Source organism: Parachryseolinea silvisoli (assembly GCF_021190955.1).
Taxonomy (GTDB): Bacteria; Bacteroidota; Bacteroidia; order Cytophagales; family Cyclobacteriaceae; genus Ohtaekwangia; species Ohtaekwangia silvisoli.
The window spans coordinates 1,538,426-1,562,478 of the sequence record NZ_JAIOAO010000002.1 but is presented as its reverse complement, the minus strand read 5'-3'; the positions used below and the strand labels follow the sequence as shown (position 1 = coordinate 1,562,478).

Sequence of the window (24,053 nt, the reverse complement as noted above, 5' to 3'; positions counted from 1 at the left end):
TATTTGTTATATCAGATTGCGTTCTCATCACTCTTTTTTAAGTTCATTTTCTCGAAATAGATGTAAAGGCATGGCAGCACAACCAATGTTAGGATAGTGGAGCTGACCAATCCGCCAATAACCACTGTTGCCAGTGGCTTCTGTACCTCGGCACCCGCGGTAGTGGCCAGGGCCATGGGCAAAAACCCGAGCGACGCCACCATGGCTGTCATGAGCACGGGCCGGAGACGTGTTTCTGTACCCTGACGGATTATATCATGCAGGTCGGTCACCCCGGATGCCTTTAACCGATTGAATTCTGCGATCAGCACAATCCCATTTAACACGGCTACACCGAAAAGAGCAATGAAGCCAATACCTGCCGAAATGCTGAAGGGCATGCCACGCAGTAGTAAAGCGAACACCCCGCCGATAGCCGCCATGGGTATAGCCATAAAAATGAGCATGGAGTATTTCATCGAGCCGAACGTGAAGAACAAAAGCAGTAAGATGAGCAGTAGCGCTACCGGTACGGCGACCGACAGCCGCGCTTGCGCTTCTTTCAGATTTTCGAACTGTCCACCATAGGTAGGATAGTACCCCGGCGGAAACGATACCTGGCTGGCAATCTTCTGTTGTAGCTCCATAACGATACTTGCCACATCTCGGCCCCGCACATTGAAGCCAACGATAATACGTCGCTTGGCATCTTCACGCTGAATCTGGTTAGGGCCGATCTTGAACTCGACATCGGCCAATTGTTTAAGCGGTATCTGATCACCTTTCGGCGAGGTGACGAATAAGTTTCGAACATCTTCAATGCTTTGGCGGCTTTGTGAGGCCAGGCGTACTGTCAGATCAAAACGTTTCTCACCCTCGTAGACGATACCGGCACTTTGACCGGCAAAGGCCGTGTTCAATGTCTGGTTGATCGTTTCAACGTCCAGACCATATTTGGCTACTTCATCACGGTTGATCTGAACAACGATCTGGGGCAACCCGGTGACCTCTTCTACATATAGATCGCGGGCACCTTCTACCGAGCCGACAATCTTGGCAACCTCCCTGGAAAGACCGCTTAAAACGTCCAGGTCTTCACCGAATATCTTGACGGCCACATCCTGGCGGACACCGGTCATCAGCTCGTTAAAACGCATTTGGATAGGCTGCTGAAAGCCAAATGTCACGCCTGGAACCGCTTCCAGCGCCTCGCCCATTTTTTCAGCAAGTTCATCCCGCGTACCTGCTTTAGTCCATTCATCTCGGTTCTTTAGAATGACCATTAAGTCACAGGCCTCGATGGGCATGGGATCGGTTGGAATTTCCGAGGAGCCAATCTTGCCGACCACCTCTTTCACTTCATCTGGAAACTCTCGCAGTAAGATTTCCGCCCCCTGGGTGGCGGCATCAACGGTATAGGACAAGCTGCTCCCCGTAAGTACGCGGGTTTCCACAGCAAAGTCGCCTTCCTCCAGCGTAGGTAAAAATTCGCCCCCCATGTTGAGAAAGATGACCAGGCTTACGACGAATAGTGCAACAGCGGCAGCGACCACCAGCAGCTTTCGGCGCATGGCACCTTCTATGACCGGCACATAAACACGATGGAAGAAATCCATCATGCGATCGGAGAAATTCCGCTTGTGCTGGGGATTCTTACTCAGTACTAATGCCGACATCATGGGCACGTACGTCAGTGACAAGATAAAGGCACCCAAAATGGCAAAGCTGACTGTTTGGGCCATCGGTTTGAACATCTTCCCTTCCGTTCCCACCAATGCCAGGATAGGCAGGTAAACAATCAGGATGATGATTTCGCCAAAGGCCGCTGAATTCCTGATCTTAGATGCGGACTCATAAACTTCAATATCCATTTCAGCCTGCGTGAGTTTACCCCGACCAATACCGCGCAGCCCCAGATGGTGCATGGTCGCTTCCACGATAATAACAGCTCCGTCTACAATGATCCCGAAGTCGATCGCCCCGAGACTCATGAGGTTACCGGAAACTCCGAATACATTCATCAGTGAAACAGCAAATAACATCGCCAACGGAATGACGGATGCTACGATAAGACCCGCACGGAGATTGCCTAAGAACAGCACAAGCACCAGGATCACAATGAGGGCTCCTTCTAAAAGGTTCTTCTCCACGGTGCCAACGGCCCGGGCTACCAGCGAGCTGCGGTCGAGAAACGCCTCAATGGTCACCCCTTTGGGAAGAGTTTTCTGAATCTGCTCCATTTTCTCCTTCACCCGGCTTACCACCGCATTAGAGTTTTCACCTTTGAGCATCATGGTAATTGCCCCGACGACTTCACCTTCGGTATTATAGGTCATCGCGCCATAGCGGTTTGCGTAACCAAACTTCACTTCGGCGACATTTCGAATCAGCACGGGAATACCGGCTGCAGTACTCTCGATGACAATCTTGCCAATATCTTCCTGGGAGTTGATCAATCCCTCACTACGGATATACCAGGCGTTGGGCTTCTTATCGATATAGGCCCCGCCGGTGTTCTGATTGTTCCGCTCGAGGGCGGCGAAAACATCGCCGATGCTTAAATCGAAGCTCCGTAATTTATCGGGGTCAAGCGTGATTTCATATTGCTTCAGGTAACCGCCAAAGCTGGCCACGTCGGCCACGCCCGGGGTACCCAACAACTGTCGGCGTACGATCCAGTCCTGGATACTGCGGAGTTCCATCGCATCATAGGTATCTTCGTAGCCTTTTTCTGCCCGGATGATGTATTGATAAATTTCACCCAGACCGGTGGTAACAGGCGCCATTTCCGGTGAGCCCACGCCCGGTGGGATTTGGTCCGCCGCTACGGTCAGGCGCTCGTTTACCTGCTGACGTGCCCAGTAAACATCCACATTGTCGTGAAACACGATAGTCACTACTGATAACCCGAACCGCGAAAAACTCCGAACCTCCTGAATATCGGGAATCGTGGACATTGTTTGCTCGATGGGAAATGTCACCAGGCGCTCAATGTCGAGGGCGGACTGAGACGGGGCAATCGTAATAACCTGCACCTGATTGTTGGTAATGTCGGGTACGGCATCGATCGGCAATCTACTGAGCGAGTACACCCCCCAACCAATCAACGCCAGCGTGAACAGGCCAATGATCAGTTTATTCTTTATCGAAAATTGAATAATCCTATCTAACATAAGCTATTGTAGATGGTCTAATATGATATGGCGAAGTAGCGCAGCCAGTCCTAAGCCCGCGAACGCCGCCAGGATATAGCCTGAAATATCCATACGCCTCCGAAAAGCGGATGCAGGCTTTTTTTTGCGCATAAACGCAACACTGAATTTTAGTATGAGTGATTTAATTAAGAACGATTAAAACATCGTTCTGCCTGAAAATGGCGTTAGGCTAGTTTGGGTGGCTGCCAGATCGACTTAACACCATGCAACACCGGGATGTCGAAGTATGGTGTGATGATTTTTGTGTTGTGGAAAAAGGGCACAAGTGCAATATCCGTAGCGTGACTGAGCTGAATATTGGTTGCGCAGCACGAGCAAACACAAAATGGCGTGCATCCGTCTTGGTCAGCTTCAGAATGATTATGGTCGCTATTTATAGCTAACGCTGAAATCGATTTGCCTTCGTGTACCAGCACCATCTCGTCGCTGCACGGGGTGACCGCCAGGAAAAGGATATACAGCGCTAGTAATAAACGAATCGATCGCATGAATCAAAAGTACTGGAAAAAACCATGCAATAGGGTTGCATTTCTATTAAATCGCGGTTTTACTGTTAAAATCCATCTTTATGAAGTCGATCACTACGAAGAGGAGCTCGAATGGGAAGAGCGCGCGTCGAATTCGAACAAAGCCGGGGCCGGCGATACCATCGGGGGCGGCTTTGGTTGTTGGCCGTCCACGATGGTGTATCAAATTGCTGCGCTAATCTTCGTCGTTTTCGTACAACGTTGTCTCTATCAATTCGACGGTTGCGTCAAATCGTTCCTTGTTGGGTACGCTGACGTTTTCAATCGCCTCGATATCGGTGATAAGCTCGAAAAGTTGCTCTTCGTACTCACTGTCAATATCATTAAGCGCACCCTTATTGGTTACAGCCTCGTCGGCCTCGATTAAGAATTTAGACGCATCTGCGTGGCCGTTTTTTGTAATCGCATCACGGAATGCCCTGAGGCTTTGTACCAGTTCTTGCTTCATGTTTCTTGATTATACTTTATAGTTGGCGTTTACCTTTGTTTCTTAAATTTCCGCTCGCGATCGTAGTAGATAGACGCAAAGGTTGGAAGCTCGCGACGAAGTTCTTAGACGCTTTACACACCTTGCAGGGCACTGTCTTTCATTTGACAAAAACGCATCTCCAACACCTCACCCTTGAGCGACACGTCATCGCTATCGAAGTCAAGGATTAAGTTCAACGTCAGTGTATCTTGCGAGAGGCTCACAATCCGGAGTGAATAGTTCGAGGCGATTTTAATTACATTATCCTCGATCTTGTACTTAGTGCTTCCGGGAGTCCCGCTTTTAGAAGACGTCATAATAACCGTGGACTTATCGCTCAAATCGATTATATCAAATAGATTCATTCCAAACATGAGATTCCCGGATATTCCGAATGTATCGAGTCGTTTTGATTCCTGGAGTTTCCACACCTTATGGATAGTAATGTCAGTGGGCGCCGCTGCTATGTTTTTTGAGACCACATCCACTAATGATTTCTCTTTTTTATTTAACGATTTGATCCAGTCGTTCATTCCATAGTACCCATCGCCTCTCGTCAGACAATCCCGCACTGCACCATATCCAAAAAGGGCTTCATATACCGTATCCAACGCCCTCGGATCGCGCAACTCATCGGCCACCGATATGTTTTTGATGGTCGACATGCCAATTTGATACGGCACAAATAAATATCCTAAAAAAAATGCTCTAAGTTCTGACTCAAGTTTGAGAAACACTTCCCGATATTCAAAAACCGGAGAGAGAGTAATAGCATGTATTGCTTCAAAGTTACCTTTGCGATACTCCACCATATGGAAATCAATTTCCAGCAACGCTATGGAGGAGTCAACGGCATAAATGGAAAAGAACGGGCCGATGGTACTGACATAAAAATGAAGGCTCTTTTCTCTAATGAAGTCCGGCGATTTATCTTCTTCGATTATTACTTCACCAAAGAATCCGCCACTTGCCAAATCCGGATATCCGCGCACAGATGTTTTAAACACTTTCTTGAGGTGAGATGTCAATTTCCCCCATTTATCGCGATAAGCTTTTTTGTCCAGGAACTCCTCCTGACAGATCTTTCCGATCTTCTCATACCCTGGTGATGAGACAACGGTCTCAGGCGTGAGCCTTGTGGACTTGCCGGTCGGAAAGTATTCTTTTACAGTGTCCGAGATCAGCGTGAAATCATGATCTTGATTTCGTTTTATAAACGGGAGTAGGTACATAGTTGCTTTGATTAAACGATTATAAACAATCTTGAGAATGTTCAAAAACGGGAAAAGGATTTTAGAAAACGGAAGGAAGCGCCTCCCTCGCCGTTTTGGGGTTTGCGCTTAAGCAAGCGCCAAGACGAGAAACTCCCTAAAAAGCAAAAACGCCTCCTTTTTGCCTCGATTTTGCCATTTTGGCACGTAACTCCAGTCAGTTGCCCCGACTTTTGCCCCGAGGCGCTACAATCAATTATTATCAAGAGGGCTCATGAAGAGCCTATCTTATACTCCGTCGTTTTATAATTTTGCATTTTGCATACCATCGGATAAATGAACGATTTTTATTTAATAGCACAAGAAAACCAAGAACCGAAAGATGATTTTCAATTGCGAAACCTGGGGCGACAATTTCCAATGTTAACCGTCGGCACGATGAACAAACTTCTCTCGACCATGCTGTTTGTATTACTCGCACTGGTAACGACTTTTGGTCAAGATGAGTTATTCGGAAAATACACATTGACTGACAATCCTGGCAGTTATTTAATTCTCCACGCGGACAGGACGTTTAAGTTCAGATACAGATCTCACGCATACTGGGACTTGGCTTGTGGACAATTTGAAATTAAAAACGACACAATATTTTTCAATTACACTTCAGACATGTTTGACCTAAGTTGCAACTCAGAGAAAATAAACATGACTGACACGTCTGAATATTTTTTAAAAACAGGAGTCGACAAGACATACAGACCGGTGACTGCGACAATTAAGAAAAAGGAAATTCGGACAATTAAGACAGGTGACATAACCGACCTTGCAACGGTTGACAGAAGAACGCACTACTTTAAAAGGGAAAGAAGGCGGCACGAACGCTAATAAAATAATAAGAAGGTGTATTCTATTTGTACTGAGCTTAGTTCAACTTACCGATAAATACAATGAGAATCTTATTTCTTCTTTTAGTAACTACGATTGGCTGTGATCAATCAAATATTGAATGTAGAAACGTCGTAGTAGACGGCTCAGATAAGTACCGCATTGAGTCTGAAGATCAAGTCTACCTGAGCGATTTTGATGAGCCCAATGACACTATTCGAGCTTCAATAGAAGTTCGAAACGACAAGGAGGTATTTGATAAAATTAAGTTATGCCACACCCAGATTAGTAACGATACGTTAAAAATCCTTTTGCATACAACGACCCCGGCATATCACCACGAGTATGAAATAATAATTGCGCACGGTAAGTATACTATCAAGTATAGGTTCGCGGCGGGAGGTGGGATTTTTGATGAAATTCTGTTGCCTAAGGATACGAAGCTAAAATTGCAGACCAACAAATTCAAAAGAGGCGACATAATTCGCGGTTACACCGAATTTGAAAGGAATTGTGCCAAACCCTGCAAAGACGTCTTGGTTGTAGCCAAAGGAAACTTTAAAGCGATAATCCAGTAGATTACGAAGAGCGTCAATCAGGTGAACGAAAGCTCGCAACGGTCAATCCTGCACCTGGGCAATGCACAGGGGGAGCGAAAAGGAAGCCCTTCCGTATAAATTGCCTCGTTGCAAAAAAATGCTTATATCATTTCGTAGTCAATCTCCAGAAACTCTTTGACATTGTACCCAATAGTTTTGAACAAAGGCTTCATGTAATGGATCTTTCTGATAAGCTTCATATGCGCGCGCAGAGTCGAACTCCATCGACAGACCGTAGTCATAATTGTTTTTATTGCTTATCTCCTTTAGCGATTCAAATTTCCTGACACCCTCTATCGAAGCTCATTTCCTGGCCGCTTCAAGAATTTTCTTTCTTCTACAGAACCCTTAGCGTGCTTTAAATTGAACACGACAGTGTGCCGAATCTTAAATTTATCTATCATAGTAGGTGATTTGGTAAAGCTCGTAGCACCATTGAAAATGAATAGTGATAAAAATAACAAGGTTACAATTGTGATCTTTCGCAATACGATCCTAAATACCTGACTTTTTTTAGAAAATGGCCGTCTCAGAGCTTCATGATAAGAACAAATATACGCTATTACGTATATTCGAGCCTTGTAGCGAATTTTATAACCGATTATGTTTAGACGAATAGGAATATTAACAACATTATTCTTGACAGTAATGTGTTCACAACAAAAGACACAAGAAAAAATAACTAGAGAGTTTACTGACGAAGAATTTGAAAAACATTATGAACTTAAATCACAAGGACTTGAGAAGATACTAGGTAAATCTCACGACGTGGTTGGACATGCTATTATCCCTTTTGAAATTGGAGGAGCAGTGGACATGTATTACTTTCCAAATGCATTAGAGGGAACTGGTTTTGCGACAATGGAATTGATTCAACCAGATGGCACAGGTCCGATACCAAATAGGAACGGGACATATGAACTCGTTGCTTTTACAAAGCTTAATTATGTTTCAGATACAACGGAAACAAACGCATTCAATTTAATCGAGCGAAGGACTTGCGGAACTTTTACTGCTATTGGAAACTACTCATTGGAAGCCAAGTTAGAGCCTGGGGAGACAATCGAAATACCAGAAGACGATAAACCAAATAAGTGCCTAATTTTTGACGAGTACAAACCGGATAATAAAGATTTTATTATTGGGGATAAAGAACACGGACTCCTTTTAGTAATTGAAGTATTTAGAAATGAAATGGAATATGCAATGGAAAATGGAAGTAGTGAATTACTAAAGAAGTTGAAAGAGAAGGGATTTTATCCATACAGCGACTTGGACAGACCCTCTGTAATAGAGTGAAGTAAACCGCACTACAACACAAGCTATAAGGCATTGGCCTTTTTTGTATATTTTAAATTAGGGTAGGGCCACCGCCTCATAGCAAAACGTTCTGCGTCACCTTTATTAAGACAGCTTTGAGAACTGAAGAACTATGCCCATCTAACCAACGATATTTGTTTTCAGACGAATATTTTACGGATAACGCTATTGCCATTTGGAAAGCTGAATGCATCAGCCGTTGCAAAGACAAAACAAAAGGACCACCTTATGAGAGGTACATCAATTGGAAACGATTGAACAATGAAATAGCAGTGTTTACACTATATGCTTATGCGGACTTTCCTATACCTAAAACATTTGACATAATTTTCCAGACGGATAATCCCGACAATTTTATAAAGATCGACTACGAGCTTGTTCAGAGTATTCATGAGGCTTGGTTTCCATTGGACACTGTTGATCATGGACATAAGCACTTGTGTATTTTTAGGTTTGCTGACACGGTGCCGGACATTTTAAATCTATTACACAAAGGGAATGAAAAATTTTCTACAGCACCAAAAGGGCAAAAGAAATTAGGTTTCTGCAACTCAAAAGATTTTGAAAGTATAAGAAAGCGAATTGAGAAGACTCTCAAATTAAAGGAACAATACGGTGACAAATGGTGGGAACATGATGATGATGGTGGTGAATAAAGGCGAACGCACAGCATTTGCCACCAACTTCCCTACCCAGTTACGGATTCTGGTCCGGATTTGTCCACAGCTCGCGGCAGTTTGCACGAAATAATTTGCAATCAATGATTTTCATGCATAAAAAGTGGCTCTCGCTTCTCTTGTGATCCCGCTGGATTACCTTCGGTGATCCCCAGCTATCCGAGTTGCAAAAGCAGAACGATGTGCCTCGCTTCGCTCGTCATTTTGCTTTTAGGGAGGCTCTCACGCAGGCGAGGCGCTCGGCCCGAACCTCCCTAAAAGCAAAACGCCTCCATGAGACATGGAGGCGCATCGTTCTTGTTACAAGTGATCCCGCTGGGATTCGAACCCAGGACCCATACATTAAAAGTGTATTGCTCTACCAGCTGAGCTACGGAATCGACATTCTTCAAGAAATCTTCTATTTCTTGTCAATTTCGGGGTATTTTCCGTAATTGAGGCTGCAAAGGTAACAGGACATCATTAATATGCAAAGCCTCCATAAAAAAATTATTTTCATTATCTTCTCTTCCCTGCTCGTTTTTACCGGGACGGCATCCGCTCAAACATCCTCGTTTCGCTTGCAAACGGCTGATTCTCTTTTCAAAACAAAGCGCTATACGCAATCCATGGAGCACTACCGCGCCATCTTTGCTTCTAACCAATATACTCCCGCCATGCTCCTGAAAATGGCTTATATCGAAGAGGGCCTTGGCCAGGCAGGACAGGCGCTCTTCTACCTGAACCTCTATTTCGATGCCACCAACGACCAGGCTGTGCTCGATAAAATGGAAGAGCTGGCCGGCAAATATAACCTCGAGGGCTACAAACAAACCGACACCGTGCAGGCCCTGTCATTCTACCACGACTTCCGCTGGCCCATTGGGCTGTCATTGATGGCCCTGGCCGTACTTTTTTTGAGCATTGCTTTCTACCTGCGCCGACAGAAAAGAAATCCGGTGGTGGCGCTCGTGCTGCTGTTCCTGGTGCTCAGCTCGCTGGTAGGCCATAACCTTCTTAGTACCAACGGTGAGAATGGCATCGTAGCGCACGACAATACGGTCCTGATGGATGGGCCGTCGCCCGGGGCAGGCGTTGTTTCAGTCGTCGGCGGCGGACACCGTGTCGAAATACTGGGACGCAAAGATGTGTGGGTGAAAATCCAGTGGCAGGGCGCCACTGCCTACATACGTGATACCAATTTGCTGACGCTTACGCTCTAAAGATTACAAGCCTTCTGTCGTAAAGACGCCGCCACCAAAAGGTGATAGCTCCTTTGCCAATAGATCTTTCTTGATTGTTGCTACTTCCGAGGTAGCCACTTCGCACACTGAGATTTACAAACGCCGATGCAGTCGCAGAACCTATACCTGAAGTAGATCCCGTCATGACCTACGCTTTCTGATCTTCCATGGCTGAAGTTTTATACTTCATAATTGCGCACAAAAAAATTGCGCTTACTTTTCCAGAAAGCCCCAACTTGTTTTCTTAAAAGGTCCATGTACCCAGATATTGTCTATCCTACGACGCACATGGAAACCGGCTCTTCAACCGGGCAGAAAGTGACATAAAAGGGGGGAAGATGCGTCGCACCCATGATTTAACTTTACGCCGAAACAAAGAAAATCATGAAGCTTCTGCTCACTTCCGCCGGCATCAGCAACACAAGCATTCACAATGCACTGGTTGATCTCCTGGGAAAACCCATCGCCGAAGCCAGCGCCCTTTTTGTTCCCACCGCGATATACGGTATACCGAACGGTGGCGACATCGTGCGACGGGTGATTTGCGGATCGCTTGGCGACCCCTTTTGCGATTTGGGTTGGAAGTCGTTGGGACTGCTGGAGCTCACCGCACTGCCCACCATGAAACAAGAGCTTTGGGTGCCCACGCTCCTGGAGACTGACGCCCTGCTGGTAGGCGGTGGCGACTGCCAGTATCTATGCTACTGGATGCAGCAATCCGGACTGACTGACCTGTTGCCATCATTGCTCCGCAAGACGGTCTACGTGGGCCTGAGCGCCGGGAGCATGGTGTTGACCCGCTATGGAACGACCTACAGCAATCATACGCTGCCAGTCGAAACCGATAAATCACTCGGACTGGTTGACTTTGCGATTCATCCGCATTTGGATCACGCGTGGTTTCCAAAGAACTCGTTAGCCAACCTGGAAAAGGTGGCCGCCACGATCCCCGTGCCCTCTTATGCCATCGACGATCAGACCGCTATTAAAGTAACCGATGGCCAGGTCGAAATCATCTCCGAAGGAAACTGGAAACTGTTTAATCAATGATTCCGACATTGGCCATTGACATATTACCACGGACAAACTGTCGCCGGAAAATATTCTTCGCTGAAGAATTTCCCGGTCGGTCCGTCATCATCGAGTAGAGCATATTTAACAATGCGTTGACCCGCTTCTTGTACCGTGCTTGTACCTTGATGGTTGGTAAAATCGGTTTGTGTATATCCAGGACAAACCGCATTTACTTTGACGGGGGTATCTTTGAGCTCGTATGCGAGGTTAATCGTATACATGTTCAGCGCAGACTTGGACGACTGGTATAGCGCAAATCTTGTTGGATAATTACTCCCGGTTAGATCGGCCGCCAGCGTCAGCGAAGCCATACTCGTACTCACATTCACAATACGGGGTGCCGTTGATTTTTTTAACAGATCTATAAATGCCTGGGTAACGCGTACGACGCCAAACAGATTGGTTTCATACACTTCTTTAAATTGGTCAACGGTTGATCCGAGTGTAGATTGCTGAAACGGCCCCGAAATGCCGGCATTGTTCACCAGTACATCCAGCACCGATGACTTTTCATGTATTGCCTCATAGGCTGATTGGACCGACTCCGGGCTGGTAACGTCCAGTTGTACAGCGGCGACATGGCCGAGGCCGTCAGCCTGGAGACGTTGCACAGCAGACAAACCTCTTTCCAGATTACGGCACCCCAGGTAGACAAAGTATCCTTGTTGTGCGAGTCGTTTTGCTACTTCAAAGCCAATGCCCTTGTTGGCGCCGGTCACTAATGCTGTCTTCATTGCTTCTTGGTTTGAAGCAAAACTAGCCAGCGAAAAACCGGTGGGCATGGACAAATCTTTCTATTTAGGGGACAAATCCCTTAGGTCTGTTAAAAACTCACGAACGGTCTTGCCCGTATTTTTCTTGAAAAGCCGGGAGAAATAGCCAGGGTCATTAAAGCCCAGGTCGTACGCCAGCTCTTTCGTTGATATATGCGCGAGCTGCAACTTCCGTTGGGCTTCCTGTATCAGCCGATTCGTAATCCATTCTTTGGGCGACACGCCCGAAAACTCTTTTACTATAGCATAAAGCCTACCGGTGGTGACGGACAAATTTTCAGCGATTAAACGGACGTCCTGCTGCTCGGTCAAATGTGTTTCTACAGCAAGCTTGAACTCTATATACTTCGACAGCCTGGAACTGGAGATGATGCCAACATCGCCTTGTTGAAAGTAAGCCTTGTTAAACTCGAACAGCAGAATATTCAAATACGCTAAAATGATCTCCGTGTTTTTTTGCTTCTCAGGAGAATGAACCAGCTGAAATAGAACGCTAAAAATAGTTTTCACCCGTTGTTTGGATGCCGGATCAAACGTAACAAGGTTTGAATTTAACGGATTTAACAAGAAGGGGTAGAACTGCGGCAGGTATGACAGCATCTTCTCATCAAATCCGAAATTATTATACCGGTTGTTCTTGTCTTTCGGTGAATTGTAGAACACCTGATTGGGAAAACCACACACCATTTGACTACCGGCAAGCGTGATATCTTGCTGGTCGGCGTGATAGGTAGCAATCCCCTCGTCCATAAAAACAAAATAATAAAAGCCCAGCGTATGCGGCCGAAGAAAGATTTGCAACAGATCTTCGGGCACATCAACCTTACAGTTCTCGTTCACCGTAAGCGGCAACGTAGTATGGTGCTTAAACTTATTCAGTAACCCTTTCGTGTCTTGCATCCGAAACTCAATTAAATTGCGAATAACTCAGAAATTTCCAGCTGAATGGTGTGGCATCGAAGATGTCATTCATCGATCTCAACGTAAATACGACAAACCGACTATCCTGGTCCTTTACGACAAACCGCGCGGTCCCAGTCATTTGCAGAATCCTGTTCGTGGCAAAGTCTATTACCAGTAAACCACAATGGGGATTGACGTGTAAGTTGCCAATCGTGTTATACAGGTTATTCCCCGGATAGTCGCGCCATTGAATCGTTTGATGATCCAATACTTCCATAAATCCGGGACTGCCGCCGCGATGCGAGCAGTCTGCACCTTGCGCCGCGGCATACGTTGAAATAAAAAATGTATCGGCTTCCCGAATGATCCGGATGTGAGAATCGTCAAGACTTGCTTCACCATGTTCCCCATCTGTATGATTCTGATGCGTAAATTCAAACTTCCTCGCCTGAATATATTTAGGACAATTAAAATAGCTTTGCCTGACCGTAAGTACCAGGCCGCCGTCATCGTCGATCACACCTGTACCATTCACGCGTACGCGCACACGTGCTTCAAAGTTTATAAACAGTAGCCCGACTTCACGATTACCTTTTATATTGTTTAAAAACTTCGTATCGGAAATCGTCGATAACGAAATAATCTCATCAGAAACTACGGAAAGGAAACCAGCAGGACCCGCCAGGAAGGATGTCCATACATTTCCCGAACTGTCAATGGAGGTTGCCAATGCAAAACCAAACGCAGGCAGCATACGCATGGCCGCGGGCGCCAACCGTCCCTTAATCATTCCTTCAAGCTGATGCGCTTCGTCGGAAACACCAAGCAGGTCGTGAACTGCTTTTTCACCAGCATGAAATACCTCTTCCATAATCGGGATTTCTCAGGGAAACAATTTTCCAACGGGAATAAGTTCAGGCAACTGCCCGGGAACGAGTCTAAAATTTACCCACGCTAGGCATCCGGAATCACCGGCTCTACCAGCTTAGCCAGTTTTTCGAGCGACTCCTGCCAACCTAAATAGCACATCTCGGCAGGTATAGCCGCGGGGATTCCCTCCTGTACTATTTTTATCTCGGTACCGGCAATTGTTTGCTTAAGCGAAACAGACGTCATCATTTCCCCAGGCAGGTTCGGATCATCGAACTTATCTGTATACTTCAAAGACTCTCCCGGTTTAAATTCCACGTAGGTGCCGCCGAAGGAATGACTGTTGCCCGTGGAGAAGTTTTCGAACGCCATGCGGAACGTACCGCCTTTCTCGGCTTTCAAGTGGTCGACCGTGCAAATAAATCCGTACGGTGGCAACCAGGACGCAATGGCCGATGCTTGTGTAAACGCCCGGAATACTTTTTCCGGCGTTGCTTTCAGAATTCGATGTAATGAAACACTGTTAGACATAATCGTATTATTTAAGTTTTAAACTGTTTTACTTTTCTTTAAAATCACATGCGTGGCGCCCTCGCCATAGACCGTCTGCGTATCCGTAAACCCGAGCTTGGGCAGGTCCAGTCCGGCAAACAGGTTCTCCCCGGATCCCAGAAATACAGGCGAGACCGCCAGGTGCATTTCATCGATGTGCCCTGCCTGCAGGTACTGACGCACCGTGGATGTTCCGCCACCAATGCGTATGTCCTTGCCGTTAGCAGCCTTCCTGGCTCTCTCCAACGCCGAATCGATACCGTCGGTAACAAAATGAAATACCGTTCCACCTTCCATGGTAATGGATTCTCGCGCATGGTGTGTTAAGACAAAGACCGGAACATGGTACGGCGGGTTTTCTCCCCACCAGCCTTTCCACGCATCGTCCGGCCACGGCCCGCGAACCGGCCCAAACATACTGCGCCCCATGATCCACGCCCCGAGATTCTCAAATGACTTTTCAGCGAAGTCGTTGTCTATACCTTCCGTTCCGGTTCCTTTGCCATACATGCCCTGAAACATCCGGGTGGGGAAGAACCAGGTGTGGAGCTCCTCACCTCTCTTACCCAACGGCTCTTCTCTGCTTTGGTCGGGGCCTGCCGCATAACCATCCAGCGAAATGGAGAATGCGGCTACTTTAACTTTACTCATAGTAGACTACAATTTACGTTTTGTGATGGCCTTGTTGTAGAACAAATATCGGCAGACCGAACATAAAACGGAGGTCGTGATCGTGACATAAACAGAGGCGATTTGCGTCAAAATCATTCTTTTAAATCTTTTTCCCGCCCGTTGCAACATTCGGCGGCAGGCAGGCGTCTCACTGTAAATTTTACGCACCGACATGTTCAGGAATTATCTCAAGACAGCTGTACGCAGCTTGTTGCGGCACCGCTTTTTCTCTTTCATTAATATATTCGGCTTATCCATCGCCATGGCATTGTCCATGGTAATCATCATGCTGGTGGCGGATCAGTGGACGTACGACCGTCATATTACCACGTGTGAACGCATATACCGGGTAAACACAAATCCCATCGGGCAGCAAGGACAGCAATCCGGCGAGGTTGCCACTTCAGCGTTGCCGTTGCGGCAGGAGTTGCTGGAAAACCACACCGGGGTGGAGAAGGCCGTGCGCCTGGTGCGCGGCTTTGGCAATATGTGGGTAGAGCTAGCGCAAAATGTAAATATTCCCGTGGCAGGTTATTATGCAGATCCGGAAGCACTCGATTTTTTTGAATATGAATTGGAGTACGGCGATGCAGAAACGGCATTGACAGAACCCTACACGGTCGTGCTGACAAAAAAAGCTGCACGCAAGTTATTCAAACAGGAGAATCCCGTCGGTGAGACGTTCAAAGTAGGTGATGATGGCCCGTATACCGTGACCGGTGTGATCCGGGAGACCGGCAACAAATCACACATAGCATTTGATGCGTTGGCCAGTATAGCAACCGTAAGGGCTTTAGAGGCCACGGGTAAACGTACAAAGAACCTCGACAACTGGTATAACTACACGCAGGGCTGGGTCTATGTGTTATTAGCGCCCGGCGAAACACCGTCGTCGCTCCAGCCGGTGCTGGATCGTATTCAGAAAAAGTATTTTACCACGTTACCCAAGCCGGAAACACAAAGCAAAGTAACCTATACCTTGCAAGCGTTGACGAACATCACCCCCGGACCCTTGGTGAGCAATCCGATTGGCCCGTTTCTTCCCTGGCTGTTCATTTATTTCTTTGGCGGGTTAGCCGCGGTCGTCATGCTTACGTCGTGCTTTAACTTCACCAACCTGTCCATCGCCCGATCGCTTACACGCGCCCGCGAGATCGGCATCCGCAAAGTAACAGGCGCCATGCGCTGGCAGGTGTTTACGCAATTCATTTCTGAATCGGTCATCACGTCGATGTGCGCCTTGCTGGGAGCTTTCCTGATCTTGTTTTTGTTGAAGCCGCTGCTGATGCAGCTGAGCTTCGCCCGTCTGATGATGTGGAACCTCGAAATTAATTATGCTGTGGTGGGCATCTTTATCGTCTTTGCCTTCGTGGTGGGCCTGCTCGCAGGTTTCTTCCCCGCAGTTGTATTAAGTGGATTTCAACCGGTGAAAGTATTGAAAGGACTGGGCACCCTCAAGCTATTCTCGCATGTCGGGTTGCGTAAAACATTATTGGTCGCGCAGTTTTCTTTCTCGCTTATTTTTATTCTTTCGGCGATCGTCGTGTATGATCAATTGCAATTATTCCTGAAAGCAGATCATGGTTTCAGCATGGAGAAGAAGATTGTCGTGGGCCTTAGCAATACCAATTATGTGGCGCTGAAAACGGAGTTACTGAAGTATAACAACATTGAAAACGTTTCGGCGGTGTCGCACGTACCCGCAGCCGGGATTAGCCGTAGTACAAGCTACAAGCAATCCGTGGATGAAAAAGAATGGACCGAGCTTTACTACTTCTCTACCGACGAGGACTATCTGAAAAACATGAATTTGCACCTGGTTGCCGGGGAGTTCTTCCCGGCAGAGCAACTCGCCAACAATAACTATATTGTATTGAATGAGATGGCCGTGAACGCGTTTCATTTCAGCTCCGCCGCATCAGCTATTGGGCAGCAAATCATCTTACAAGACGACTCTACCCGCAAGCAGATCATCGGCGTGGTAGAAGATTACAACCACCAAATGTTGTTTGACAAGATGAAGCCGATGGCCTTGACTGCCAGCGAGGAAGAATATACCGTGCTGCAAGTACAATACACCGGCGCGTATAGTGAAGCCGGCAAGAGTATTGAAAAAGCGTGGGCAACCATCAACCCTACTTTAAAAATCGATTACAAGGATTTTAATGATGAAGTTCACAAAATATACGATGTATTCTTCGGCGACCTGGTCAGCATCCTGAGTGTGATTGCTTTTCTGGCCATCACCATCTCGTGCCTGGGGTTGCTGGGCATGGCCACCTATGCAACAGAAACACGTATCAAAGAAATTTCTATTCGCAAGGTGCTGGGAAGCAGTGACGGAGCGTTGCTGTACCTGCTCTCAAAAGGTTTTGGCTCGATGTTACTCATCGCGATTGTGATCGCCGTACCCACCGCCTGGTTCATCAACAACTTGTGGCTCGAGCAGCTGGCGTATCATGTATCCGTAGGCATGCTGACCATTGCCATGAGCATCTTCACGCTCATCGTTTTCGGAATAGTCACGATTGGCTCACAGGCGTGGCGCGCGCTGTATGTCAAACCCGTCGACAACTTGCGAGGGGAATAATACCCCATAAACTGTAAACAAAGGCGCCTCTGAGAGACTCAGAGGCGCCTTTGTTGTTATCGCAGACACTGTCGTTGACTATTCCCAACACATCAGTAATAGATGTAACTTATAAAAATACTCTGTAATCCTATTACCAGCGATTTTGTCGACCTTGGCAGTCCCCTCTAAAATTAAATGCCAATTGCATGAATTCTTCGCAGACCATTCTGCTGGTAGAAGACGACCCGGACGATCAGAACCTCTTTATTTCCGCGCTACGTGGAATTAAGAATACTCCCGCGTTTGAATTGGTCACCAACGGAAAAGAAGCCATTGAGTGGCTTTATAGGGCCCTCCTCCCGCCAAGAATCGTCTTCCTCGACATTCACATGCCCGTTATGAGTGGTATGGAATGTTTGTTAATTCTGGCAAAAGATCCCTGGATGAACACCGTACCCATCATCATGCTGTCGGCTGATGTTGGGCACCGGGAAAAAGCCCGGATCGCCGGCGCCAACGGATTCATCAAGAAGAGCTGTAGTGTTGCAGTACTTCGCGAAGAAATTGCGCACATCCTTTTTAAGTTTAACGGCCGTTCCTGAACCGGGCGAAAAACAATTGAATCAACCAGCATGAAAAAAAAGACGCTGCACGCCGTCATCGCGAGGAGGTAATGCATGTAACAATAGCGGATACAAAAACACCGCCTTGCGACTGTTAAAAACAATAAATCGAACGAGCATGCAATTGCATATACACTACGATACTTATAAAAATAACATGAAGACAGAAAGAAAAATAGGAATTTGGATGGATCACCAGGCCGCCCACTTGATGGAGTTTACCACGGACGCCATGGAAACAAAACTTATCGAATCGAAGGTTACACATGCCTCCAATGAAAACGCCACCCATAATAAAGAACAACACAAGCAGAGTGAATATTTTAACGTATTGGGAGAAACCATAAAACAATACGATTCTGTTTTGCTTTTCGGCCCAACCGATGCCAAGACTGAGCTTTTTAATCTTCTCACAGCCGACCATCTATTCTCCAAAATCAAGATTGATGTTAAACCGTCTGATAAAATGACAGAGAATCAAGAACACGCCTTTGTTAAAGAACATTTCACAGGAAGCACAAAGGCATAAGAGCCGTCTTAATTAAAAAACCCCTCTCCCCATCACCCGCCTGATTAAACTCGGCGGGTCGATGGGTTTACCCTCCTCCCTTACTGTAGGCCAACGGCATATCACTCGTATCGCAGTGTATCAACAGGGTTCGCTCCCGCGGCCTTCCAGGTTTGAGACGCAATCGTACCAAGGCCAATCAACGAGAAGGCAACAAGGCCGATGAGTATATCCCACCCGTTCAGACTGACCCGGTAGTATTGAATTTCAGAAAGAAGATTATCAAACGAAAGGAAGCTCACCGGAATGGCAAAACCGACCGCCCATACCACGAGCGCTAAAAAGTCCTTTGATAACAGGTAGATAATGCCGGCCTCATTGGCGCCAAAAACCTTGCGAATACCCACTTCCTTTGTCCGGGTCTCCGTCGTGTAAATCACCATCCCCAACAAACCCAGGATGGAGATCGAAATAGCGATCAGTCCTAAAAATCCGATCATCTTTAGCAGCGCCCAATAAAACTTATTCATTTCTTCCATTTCGTCATCGAAGAAATGTGCTTCGAATTTCCTGGTGTCGTTCAGCCTGCTCCATGTTTTTTCCATAGACTTCAGCGTCGCGTGAATGTCGGGGGAGGCCACTTTCACATTCGCGTACGCGAACCGCGTTGGATCCGTTCTCAGAAAAAAGCTTTTAATCGGTATTTGCAGGGGAGCAAAATGAAAGTTCTTGAGTACGCCAATGACCTCAAGCTCTTTCCCCTCTACCAGGAATGTTTTCCCAAGCGCATCGACCGGGTTCGTGATTTGCCACCCGCGAAGAAATTCTTCGTTCACCACGATATACCGTTCTGTTTGCACGGAAGCATTAGGAAAATTCCGCCCCGCCAACAATTGTAAACCCATGTTGTCTATATACCGGTGATCCACAAAGAGCTCAAAAACTCTTATAGAATCTCCTCCGGCTTCCGCCCGAACGTGTGTGCTGGAATACGTTGCCCCCAAAATGCCGGATGACAGCGAGATTTCCTGAACGGCGGGAAGTCGCGAAAATTCAGAGTGGAATGCCGTGGGATTAACGCCCTGAAGCCCGACATCCAGGATGTTTTCGGTATTGAATCCGAAATCAAAGTTCAGGTTGTATCGGTACTGTCGGCCCAGCACAATCATCAAAACAATAAAACAAAATGACAGTGCAAATTGAAAAATGATTAACACTTTCCGTACGCGCATCCGCGAGATGCCGCCGGCACCCGGCTGGCTTCTTAATGCCTGGATCGGATTGAGACCCGCAAAGAGCAGCGCGGGAAACACGCCTGCTAAAACACCTACAGCCACGGCAAAAAGTACAAACATCCCTACCATTTCCCACGTGAGGTCCAGGTCCAGCCAGGCGCCAGGCATCATGTTTTCGAACTCCGGTCGAATTAGAATGAATAGAATGACAGCGCCCACCAGCGAGATCAGGGTGATGGCAATCGCCTCGATAATAAACTGAAGGAAGATCTGCCTCTTTCCACCCCCCATGGTTTTCCGTAACCCTATTTCTTTCGCACGTTTAAGCGACCGGGCGATGGACATATTTCCATAGTTAAAGCATGCGGGGAGAAGGATCAGCAGGCAAATCGTTCCGAACACCACGATCAATACATAGTCTGTGTCCGGTCCGATGGAATTTTCCAGATCCGGCCCGGGCGTGATATCATTGAGCGCCTGAAGCGTAAAGGCAACACGTGCGTCTTTCGATGGGCTGTATACTTCCCGGGCAATACGATCCAACGATTGTTGAATTTTGTCAGTGTTCGATGCATTCCCGACAACGAGATAGATATACTGATCTTTGTACGACAACCATTGTTCCTGATTATGCTCATCGCCGCGCACATCCGCCGGAAGCGTGCTGAACGAAACAAGCGCCTCGAACCACAGATGCGTTCGCTTGGGATCTTTTATAACGCCCGCAACCTCAAACATACCGAGCCCGTCAATTTCAATCGCCTTGCCCAGCAGGTAGCCGGAGGCTTCAATCTTCTTTGCCACCGATTCAATCAGCACAATGCTGTTGGGCTTCGACAACGCCACCTGCGGATTGCCCTGGATCATCTCAAAATCAAATACCGAGAAAAAACTTGAATCAACGTAGTACCCCTGGCGGATGGGAATATTGACCTTGTCCGAAACCACATCACCCCGAAACGATGCGTTGATGCGGACGATTTCTTCAATGCCCGCCGTTTCATGCCGCATGCTCGTAGCCAGAGAAGAAGGAGCAGAGGCAAGCTCCTCCCGGTCCCCTCCTTTCTCCATCGTAGAAATGATTCTATAGATGTTTTCCCCTCGCGTGTGAAAATCATCGAATGAGCTCACATACGAATAAAAGGAAATCAATAGCAGGCTGACAGACATGCCCAGCGCAAGACCAAAAGCATTTATCAGCGAGAAGTATTTATACCGGGCGATATTCCGCGCGGCAACTTTCAGATAGCTTTTAAACATAACTGGCAATTTATAGCACGACTAAAATCAAGCCAGTATGTTACACCCTTTCAAGAATATTTTTTCACTTCGGCCCTCGGACAGTCGCTCAAATTATCTTTACTACTTCAATTCAAACAACAACCAAAAACTAACATCTGGCATGGCTCCCGCCAGGCCCCTTCGCCTTGAGTTTTCTACACATGCTCTTTTTCAAACGTAACGAGTGTTTTAGAAAGCCTGGGAAAAATCAATCCGTGAAAGGGCAGGACGCTATACCAGTACAACCGTCCCCATACCCCCAGCGGGCGGAACGTTGCCGTCTGCACCAGTGCTTTTTCGTTGCCCTGCTGCTTGATCGTAAACTCCAGCCAGGCCTCCCCGGGTATCTTCATCTCCGCGTAGAGTATCAACCTGCCCGCAGCCTTATCCGCAAGCAGTACCCGCCAGAAGTCAAGCGCGTCGCCCGTCTTCAGGTCATGCTCACTGCGACGGCCGCGACGCAAGCCGACACCACCCACTACTTTATCGGCCAGGCCCCGGATGCGCCACAGGAAGTTACCGGCATACCATCCTTGCTTGCCACCGAGCGACCAGATGTTTCGGATCACCTCTTCCGCCGGCCGCGTAAAGGGCACTTCTTGCCGGTCGGTCAATACACCGTGCGTGGGCACCTCCAGGTTATCGCCCGACTCGTGGTTGTGCCGGGGCAGATAGTTCGCGTCGCGCCAGCTGGACACCACGTTCCGGTGGCTGATTTTCTCGAAGGCGAGCTGCAACGCCTCGGTATAGCTGAAGAGCTTTGTCTCCACGATACCTTTGATCCGCGCATCCCGGCAAACAACTTCATTCATCATGCTGCTCACCAACGTCCGCGCCAGCGCAAAAGACGTTGACGTCACCAACACCAGCCAAAGCGACGAAAGCTTGGGCGTCAATACCGGCACCGTAATGATCGTGCGCTTCAGCTGCCGCACCCGCGCAAACGTCAGGAGCATTTCTTTGTACGTGAGGATCTCCGTGCCGCCGATATCGAACGTCTGCCCCAGGGCCTCCGGCTTCAACATCACCCCCACCAGGTACTCCAGCACATTGCGGATGGCGATGGGCTGACACCGCGTCCGCAGCCAGCGCGGCGCAATCATAACGGGAAGCTTCTCCACCAGGTCGCGGATGATCTCAAACGAAGCACTGCCCGAGCCAATGATGATCGCCGCCCGAAGTACCGTCAGCGGCACCGACGATTTCGCCAGGATGTCCTCGACCCCCTTCCGGGACGTAAGGTGCTGCGACAGGCTGCTGTCGTTCACAATCCCGCCCAGGTATATAATCTGGCGGGCCGCGGTGCCATTCACCATGCGAACAAAATTGTCGGCTGACGTCGCCTCCGACTGCTGGAAATCCCCACCGCCTGCACCCATCGAGTGAACCAGATAAAACGCCACATCAATGTTTTTCGGAACGGCATCCAACGATCGCCCTTCCAGCAAGTCGCCCTCGATCACCTCGATCTGCTGCCGTTGTGCAGGCGTAAACGCATCGATATCAAATTTCCGTCGCTGCCGTACAAAGCAAACCACGTTGTGCCCCGCATCCAGCAACACCGGTAGCAGGCGACGGCCAATATATCCGGTAGAGCCGGTTAATAATATCTTCATTGCTTCGTTCGTTCAGGAGTATAACATACCAGCCACGGGATTGTTTATGCACAGCATTCCTCCGCCTGTCACAGGTCCACCGGCGCAACGGCTGTGCTTGCCGCCATTCAAACATACTCGCAACGCTGGGCAAACCATAACAACAATTCCCACAGGTTCCTATTTGTTCCCATATGTTCCCAACAGTTCCCGGAAAGGGTACCAAAGCCTTGCAAAAAAAATGAACATATCGCAGTACCTGGGGGATGGAAAAGCAGGCGCGGGATACTCCCTACTAAAGCCGTACCAAAGCCGTACTTAAGCCCTATCAAAGCCCTATGCTGACAACGACAAAAAATGCCCAACTGACGCAAGGTCTTGGACCTTGCCCCCGGACCGGCGCATCACCTGGAAATCACATCTTAATCACCTGTTGCATCACGTTTGACCTGTCTTTCTGAAACAAATTTCGTTAGTTTGAAAAAATGGGATTTGGAGGTCCCGGGGAGGGGTGAGGAATTGCGCGACGGTTCGAAGCCAGGACGAAAAAAAGACACCCTTCGCCGGGGATCCTTCGAGTCTGCCACAGGGTTCCCCCATAGATGTTCCACACATGAACCACGGATGATCTACGCTTTATAGGAGTAGAACATGGCTGGGCCAAGCCTGAAACCAGGGAGGCAAGAGCCCAGGGTAAATTGGCACCACGCGGCCACCCCGCGGACACTGTATTGCCGTATCGTCCCCTCGTGCAGGGCTAAACCTAATTGCTCGCGTCCCGATCTTATCGGCATGCCTAACCCTACGATTTGATACTGACGGAGGTTTTCGGAATTGGTGCCTTTATTTCGCTCTACCTGGCCTATTGTTTATTGTCGTATAATGTTGAAGGAAAAGTAATCGGTTATCACATTTCTTATACTCAGAACTAACCATCATCACTTGGTCACTACGGTAGTTTGCTCTACGTTATTGCCACGGTAGCGCCACCCTTCTTCTCTCGCATCAAACGCATGTGGATGCTAGGAGCGACAGTGCTGGCATCATACGTAATCACTGTGATTTTGTATACCGACTATGTCGTTTCCGTCTGGTGCTTCTTCGCTTCAATAATAAGCATTGCCATTTATGCAATTATGCACAACCTGAAAAAAGTAAATCAGTCGATTCCTAATTTCCCAATAAACTCAGCGCAGGAACCATTATCAAATATCGCGCACGACTAGCCACTCCTGTAAAGGCTATCAAATCAGCATGACGTAATTCCATTTAAAGAGTGACAACTGTCAT

22 protein-coding genes and 1 tRNA gene are annotated in these 24,053 nt (G+C 47.7%); 10 read left to right on the top strand and 13 right to left on the bottom strand.

The features are described from left to right. Positions 1-11: 11 nt before the first annotated feature. The 4 genes from K7P01_RS16585 to K7P01_RS16575 form a co-directional block, all read right to left on the bottom strand. Positions 12-3,152 carry an efflux RND transporter permease subunit gene (locus K7P01_RS16585; RefSeq protein ID WP_267295003.1) on the bottom strand — a complete coding sequence of 1,047 codons (3,141 nt, stop codon included), beginning with the start codon at positions 3,150-3,152 and terminating at the stop codon, positions 12-14. Positions 3,153-3,358: 206 nt separating this feature from the next. Beyond that, positions 3,359-3,682 carry a DUF6660 family protein gene (locus tag K7P01_RS32140; protein WP_397311105.1) on the bottom strand — a complete coding sequence of 108 codons (324 nt, stop codon included), beginning with the start codon at positions 3,680-3,682 and terminating at the stop codon, positions 3,359-3,361. Between the two features lie 214 nt (positions 3,683-3,896). Continuing rightward, the gene (locus K7P01_RS16580; RefSeq protein ID WP_267295001.1) at positions 3,897-4,169 is read right to left on the bottom strand and encodes a hypothetical protein; all 273 of its coding nucleotides are present in this window, start codon (positions 4,167-4,169) and stop codon (positions 3,897-3,899) included. A gap of 113 nt (positions 4,170-4,282) precedes the next feature. Further along, positions 4,283-5,467, bottom strand: coding sequence for a hypothetical protein (locus K7P01_RS16575; protein WP_267294999.1), 1,185 nt, complete (start codon positions 5,465-5,467; stop codon positions 4,283-4,285). 270 nt (positions 5,468-5,737) lie between these two features. Here K7P01_RS16575 and K7P01_RS16570 point away from each other — a divergent pair, with 270 nt between their 5' ends. Both K7P01_RS16570 and K7P01_RS16565 read left to right on the top strand, forming a co-directional pair. Beyond that, positions 5,738-6,286 (top strand): hypothetical protein, encoded by a 549-nt coding sequence (locus tag K7P01_RS16570; RefSeq protein ID WP_267294997.1) that lies wholly within the window; start codon positions 5,738-5,740, stop codon positions 6,284-6,286. 62 nt (positions 6,287-6,348) lie between these two features. Then, on the top strand, positions 6,349-6,864 hold the full coding sequence (locus K7P01_RS16565; protein ID WP_267294995.1) for a hypothetical protein: 516 nt from the start codon (positions 6,349-6,351) through the stop codon (positions 6,862-6,864). Between the two features lie 138 nt (positions 6,865-7,002). Here the strand turns inward: K7P01_RS16565 and K7P01_RS16560 are convergent, their stop codons facing one another. Further along, entirely contained in the window at positions 7,003-7,146 is a 144-nt protein-coding gene (locus tag K7P01_RS16560) for a Dabb family protein (RefSeq protein ID WP_267295351.1), read from the bottom strand. A gap of 342 nt (positions 7,147-7,488) precedes the next feature. Here K7P01_RS16560 and K7P01_RS16555 point away from each other — a divergent pair, with 342 nt between their 5' ends. Then, complete coding sequence (locus K7P01_RS16555; protein WP_267294993.1) at positions 7,489-8,184, top strand: suppressor of fused domain protein; 696 nt, start codon at positions 7,489-7,491, stop codon at positions 8,182-8,184. 155 nt (positions 8,185-8,339) lie between these two features. After that, complete coding sequence (locus tag K7P01_RS16550) at positions 8,340-8,861, top strand: hypothetical protein (RefSeq protein WP_267294991.1); 522 nt, start codon at positions 8,340-8,342, stop codon at positions 8,859-8,861. Positions 8,862-9,189: 328 nt separating this feature from the next. Here K7P01_RS16550 and K7P01_RS16545 read toward each other — a convergent pair. Continuing rightward, a tRNA-Lys gene (locus K7P01_RS16545) sits at positions 9,190-9,262 on the bottom strand. 87 nt (positions 9,263-9,349) lie between these two features. Here K7P01_RS16545 and K7P01_RS16540 point away from each other — a divergent pair. Together K7P01_RS16540 and K7P01_RS16535 are read left to right on the top strand one after the other, a co-directional pair. Further along, on the top strand, positions 9,350-10,084 hold the full coding sequence (locus K7P01_RS16540; protein ID WP_267294989.1) for a tetratricopeptide repeat protein: 735 nt from the start codon (positions 9,350-9,352) through the stop codon (positions 10,082-10,084). A 405-nt stretch (positions 10,085-10,489) separates the two neighbouring features. Further along, positions 10,490-11,155: a Type 1 glutamine amidotransferase-like domain-containing protein gene (locus K7P01_RS16535; protein WP_267294987.1), complete on the top strand. Its 666-nt coding sequence runs from the start codon at positions 10,490-10,492 to the stop codon at positions 11,153-11,155. Positions 11,156-11,178: 23 nt separating this feature from the next. On the opposite strand, the gene K7P01_RS16530 is transcribed toward K7P01_RS16535, so the two are convergent. The 5 genes from K7P01_RS16530 to K7P01_RS16510 form a co-directional block, all read right to left on the bottom strand. Next, a complete protein-coding gene (locus tag K7P01_RS16530) occupies positions 11,179-11,913 on the bottom strand; it encodes an SDR family oxidoreductase (RefSeq protein WP_267294985.1) in 735 nt (244 codons plus the stop codon). Positions 11,914-11,973: 60 nt separating this feature from the next. Further along, the gene (locus K7P01_RS16525; protein ID WP_267294983.1) at positions 11,974-12,852 is read right to left on the bottom strand and encodes a helix-turn-helix domain-containing protein; all 879 of its coding nucleotides are present in this window, start codon (positions 12,850-12,852) and stop codon (positions 11,974-11,976) included. 7 nt (positions 12,853-12,859) lie between these two features. After that, positions 12,860-13,726 (bottom strand): pyridoxamine 5'-phosphate oxidase family protein, encoded by an 867-nt coding sequence (locus K7P01_RS16520; RefSeq protein ID WP_267294981.1) that lies wholly within the window; start codon positions 13,724-13,726, stop codon positions 12,860-12,862. Positions 13,727-13,809: 83 nt separating this feature from the next. After that, positions 13,810-14,256, bottom strand: coding sequence for an SRPBCC family protein (locus K7P01_RS16515; RefSeq protein WP_267294979.1), 447 nt, complete (start codon positions 14,254-14,256; stop codon positions 13,810-13,812). An 18-nt stretch (positions 14,257-14,274) separates the two neighbouring features. Further along, positions 14,275-14,928: a dihydrofolate reductase family protein gene (locus tag K7P01_RS16510; RefSeq protein WP_267294977.1), complete on the bottom strand. Its 654-nt coding sequence runs from the start codon at positions 14,926-14,928 to the stop codon at positions 14,275-14,277. A 193-nt stretch (positions 14,929-15,121) separates the two neighbouring features. Between K7P01_RS16510 and K7P01_RS16505 the strand changes: the two genes are divergently transcribed. From K7P01_RS16505 to K7P01_RS16495, 3 genes are all read left to right on the top strand, one after another. Then, complete coding sequence (locus K7P01_RS16505; protein WP_267294975.1) at positions 15,122-17,539, top strand: ABC transporter permease; 2,418 nt, start codon at positions 15,122-15,124, stop codon at positions 17,537-17,539. Positions 17,540-17,727: 188 nt separating this feature from the next. Next, positions 17,728-18,123: a response regulator gene (locus K7P01_RS16500; RefSeq protein ID WP_267294973.1), complete on the top strand. Its 396-nt coding sequence runs from the start codon at positions 17,728-17,730 to the stop codon at positions 18,121-18,123. Between the two features lie 178 nt (positions 18,124-18,301). Continuing rightward, positions 18,302-18,673: a hypothetical protein gene (locus tag K7P01_RS16495; RefSeq protein WP_267294971.1), complete on the top strand. Its 372-nt coding sequence runs from the start codon at positions 18,302-18,304 to the stop codon at positions 18,671-18,673. A 101-nt stretch (positions 18,674-18,774) separates the two neighbouring features. On the opposite strand, the gene K7P01_RS16490 is transcribed toward K7P01_RS16495, so the two are convergent. Further along, complete coding sequence (locus tag K7P01_RS16490; protein ID WP_267294969.1) at positions 18,775-21,147, bottom strand: ABC transporter permease; 2,373 nt, start codon at positions 21,145-21,147, stop codon at positions 18,775-18,777. Between the two features lie 176 nt (positions 21,148-21,323). Continuing rightward, positions 21,324-22,784, bottom strand: coding sequence for an SDR family oxidoreductase (locus K7P01_RS16485; protein ID WP_267294967.1), 1,461 nt, complete (start codon positions 22,782-22,784; stop codon positions 21,324-21,326). Between the two features lie 938 nt (positions 22,785-23,722). On the opposite strand from K7P01_RS16485, the gene K7P01_RS32135 reads away from it, so the two are divergent. After that, on the top strand, positions 23,723-23,989 hold the full coding sequence (locus K7P01_RS32135) for a DUF6629 family protein (protein ID WP_397311104.1): 267 nt from the start codon (positions 23,723-23,725) through the stop codon (positions 23,987-23,989). Positions 23,990-24,053: the final 64 nt, after the last annotated feature.

Coding starts and splice junctions, on each gene's coding strand:
- K7P01_RS16585 (WP_267295003.1), bottom strand. CDS start 3,152: ATGTTAGATAGGATTATTCAATTTTCGATAAAGAATAAACTGATCATT.
- K7P01_RS32140 (WP_397311105.1), bottom strand. CDS start 3,682: ATGCGATCGATTCGTTTATTACTAGCGCTGTATATCCTTTTCCTGGCG.
- K7P01_RS16580 (WP_267295001.1), bottom strand. CDS start 4,169: ATGAAGCAAGAACTGGTACAAAGCCTCAGGGCATTCCGTGATGCGATT.
- K7P01_RS16570 (WP_267294997.1), top strand. CDS start 5,738: ATGAACGATTTTTATTTAATAGCACAAGAAAACCAAGAACCGAAAGAT.
- K7P01_RS16565 (WP_267294995.1), top strand. CDS start 6,349: ATGAGAATCTTATTTCTTCTTTTAGTAACTACGATTGGCTGTGATCAA.
- K7P01_RS16555 (WP_267294993.1), top strand. CDS start 7,489: ATGTTTAGACGAATAGGAATATTAACAACATTATTCTTGACAGTAATG.
- K7P01_RS16540 (WP_267294989.1), top strand. CDS start 9,350: ATGCAAAGCCTCCATAAAAAAATTATTTTCATTATCTTCTCTTCCCTG.
- K7P01_RS16535 (WP_267294987.1), top strand. CDS start 10,490: ATGAAGCTTCTGCTCACTTCCGCCGGCATCAGCAACACAAGCATTCAC.
- K7P01_RS16530 (WP_267294985.1), bottom strand. CDS start 11,913: ATGAAGACAGCATTAGTGACCGGCGCCAACAAGGGCATTGGCTTTGAA.
- K7P01_RS16525 (WP_267294983.1), bottom strand. CDS start 12,852: ATGCAAGACACGAAAGGGTTACTGAATAAGTTTAAGCACCATACTACG.
- K7P01_RS16520 (WP_267294981.1), bottom strand. CDS start 13,726: ATGGAAGAGGTATTTCATGCTGGTGAAAAAGCAGTTCACGACCTGCTT.
- K7P01_RS16515 (WP_267294979.1), bottom strand. CDS start 14,256: ATGTCTAACAGTGTTTCATTACATCGAATTCTGAAAGCAACGCCGGAA.
- K7P01_RS16510 (WP_267294977.1), bottom strand. CDS start 14,928: ATGAGTAAAGTTAAAGTAGCCGCATTCTCCATTTCGCTGGATGGTTAT.
- K7P01_RS16505 (WP_267294975.1), top strand. CDS start 15,122: ATGTTCAGGAATTATCTCAAGACAGCTGTACGCAGCTTGTTGCGGCAC.
- K7P01_RS16500 (WP_267294973.1), top strand. CDS start 17,728: ATGAATTCTTCGCAGACCATTCTGCTGGTAGAAGACGACCCGGACGAT.
- K7P01_RS16495 (WP_267294971.1), top strand. CDS start 18,302: ATGAAGACAGAAAGAAAAATAGGAATTTGGATGGATCACCAGGCCGCC.
- K7P01_RS16490 (WP_267294969.1), bottom strand. CDS start 21,147: ATGTTTAAAAGCTATCTGAAAGTTGCCGCGCGGAATATCGCCCGGTAT.
- K7P01_RS16485 (WP_267294967.1), bottom strand. CDS start 22,784: ATGAAGATATTATTAACCGGCTCTACCGGATATATTGGCCGTCGCCTG.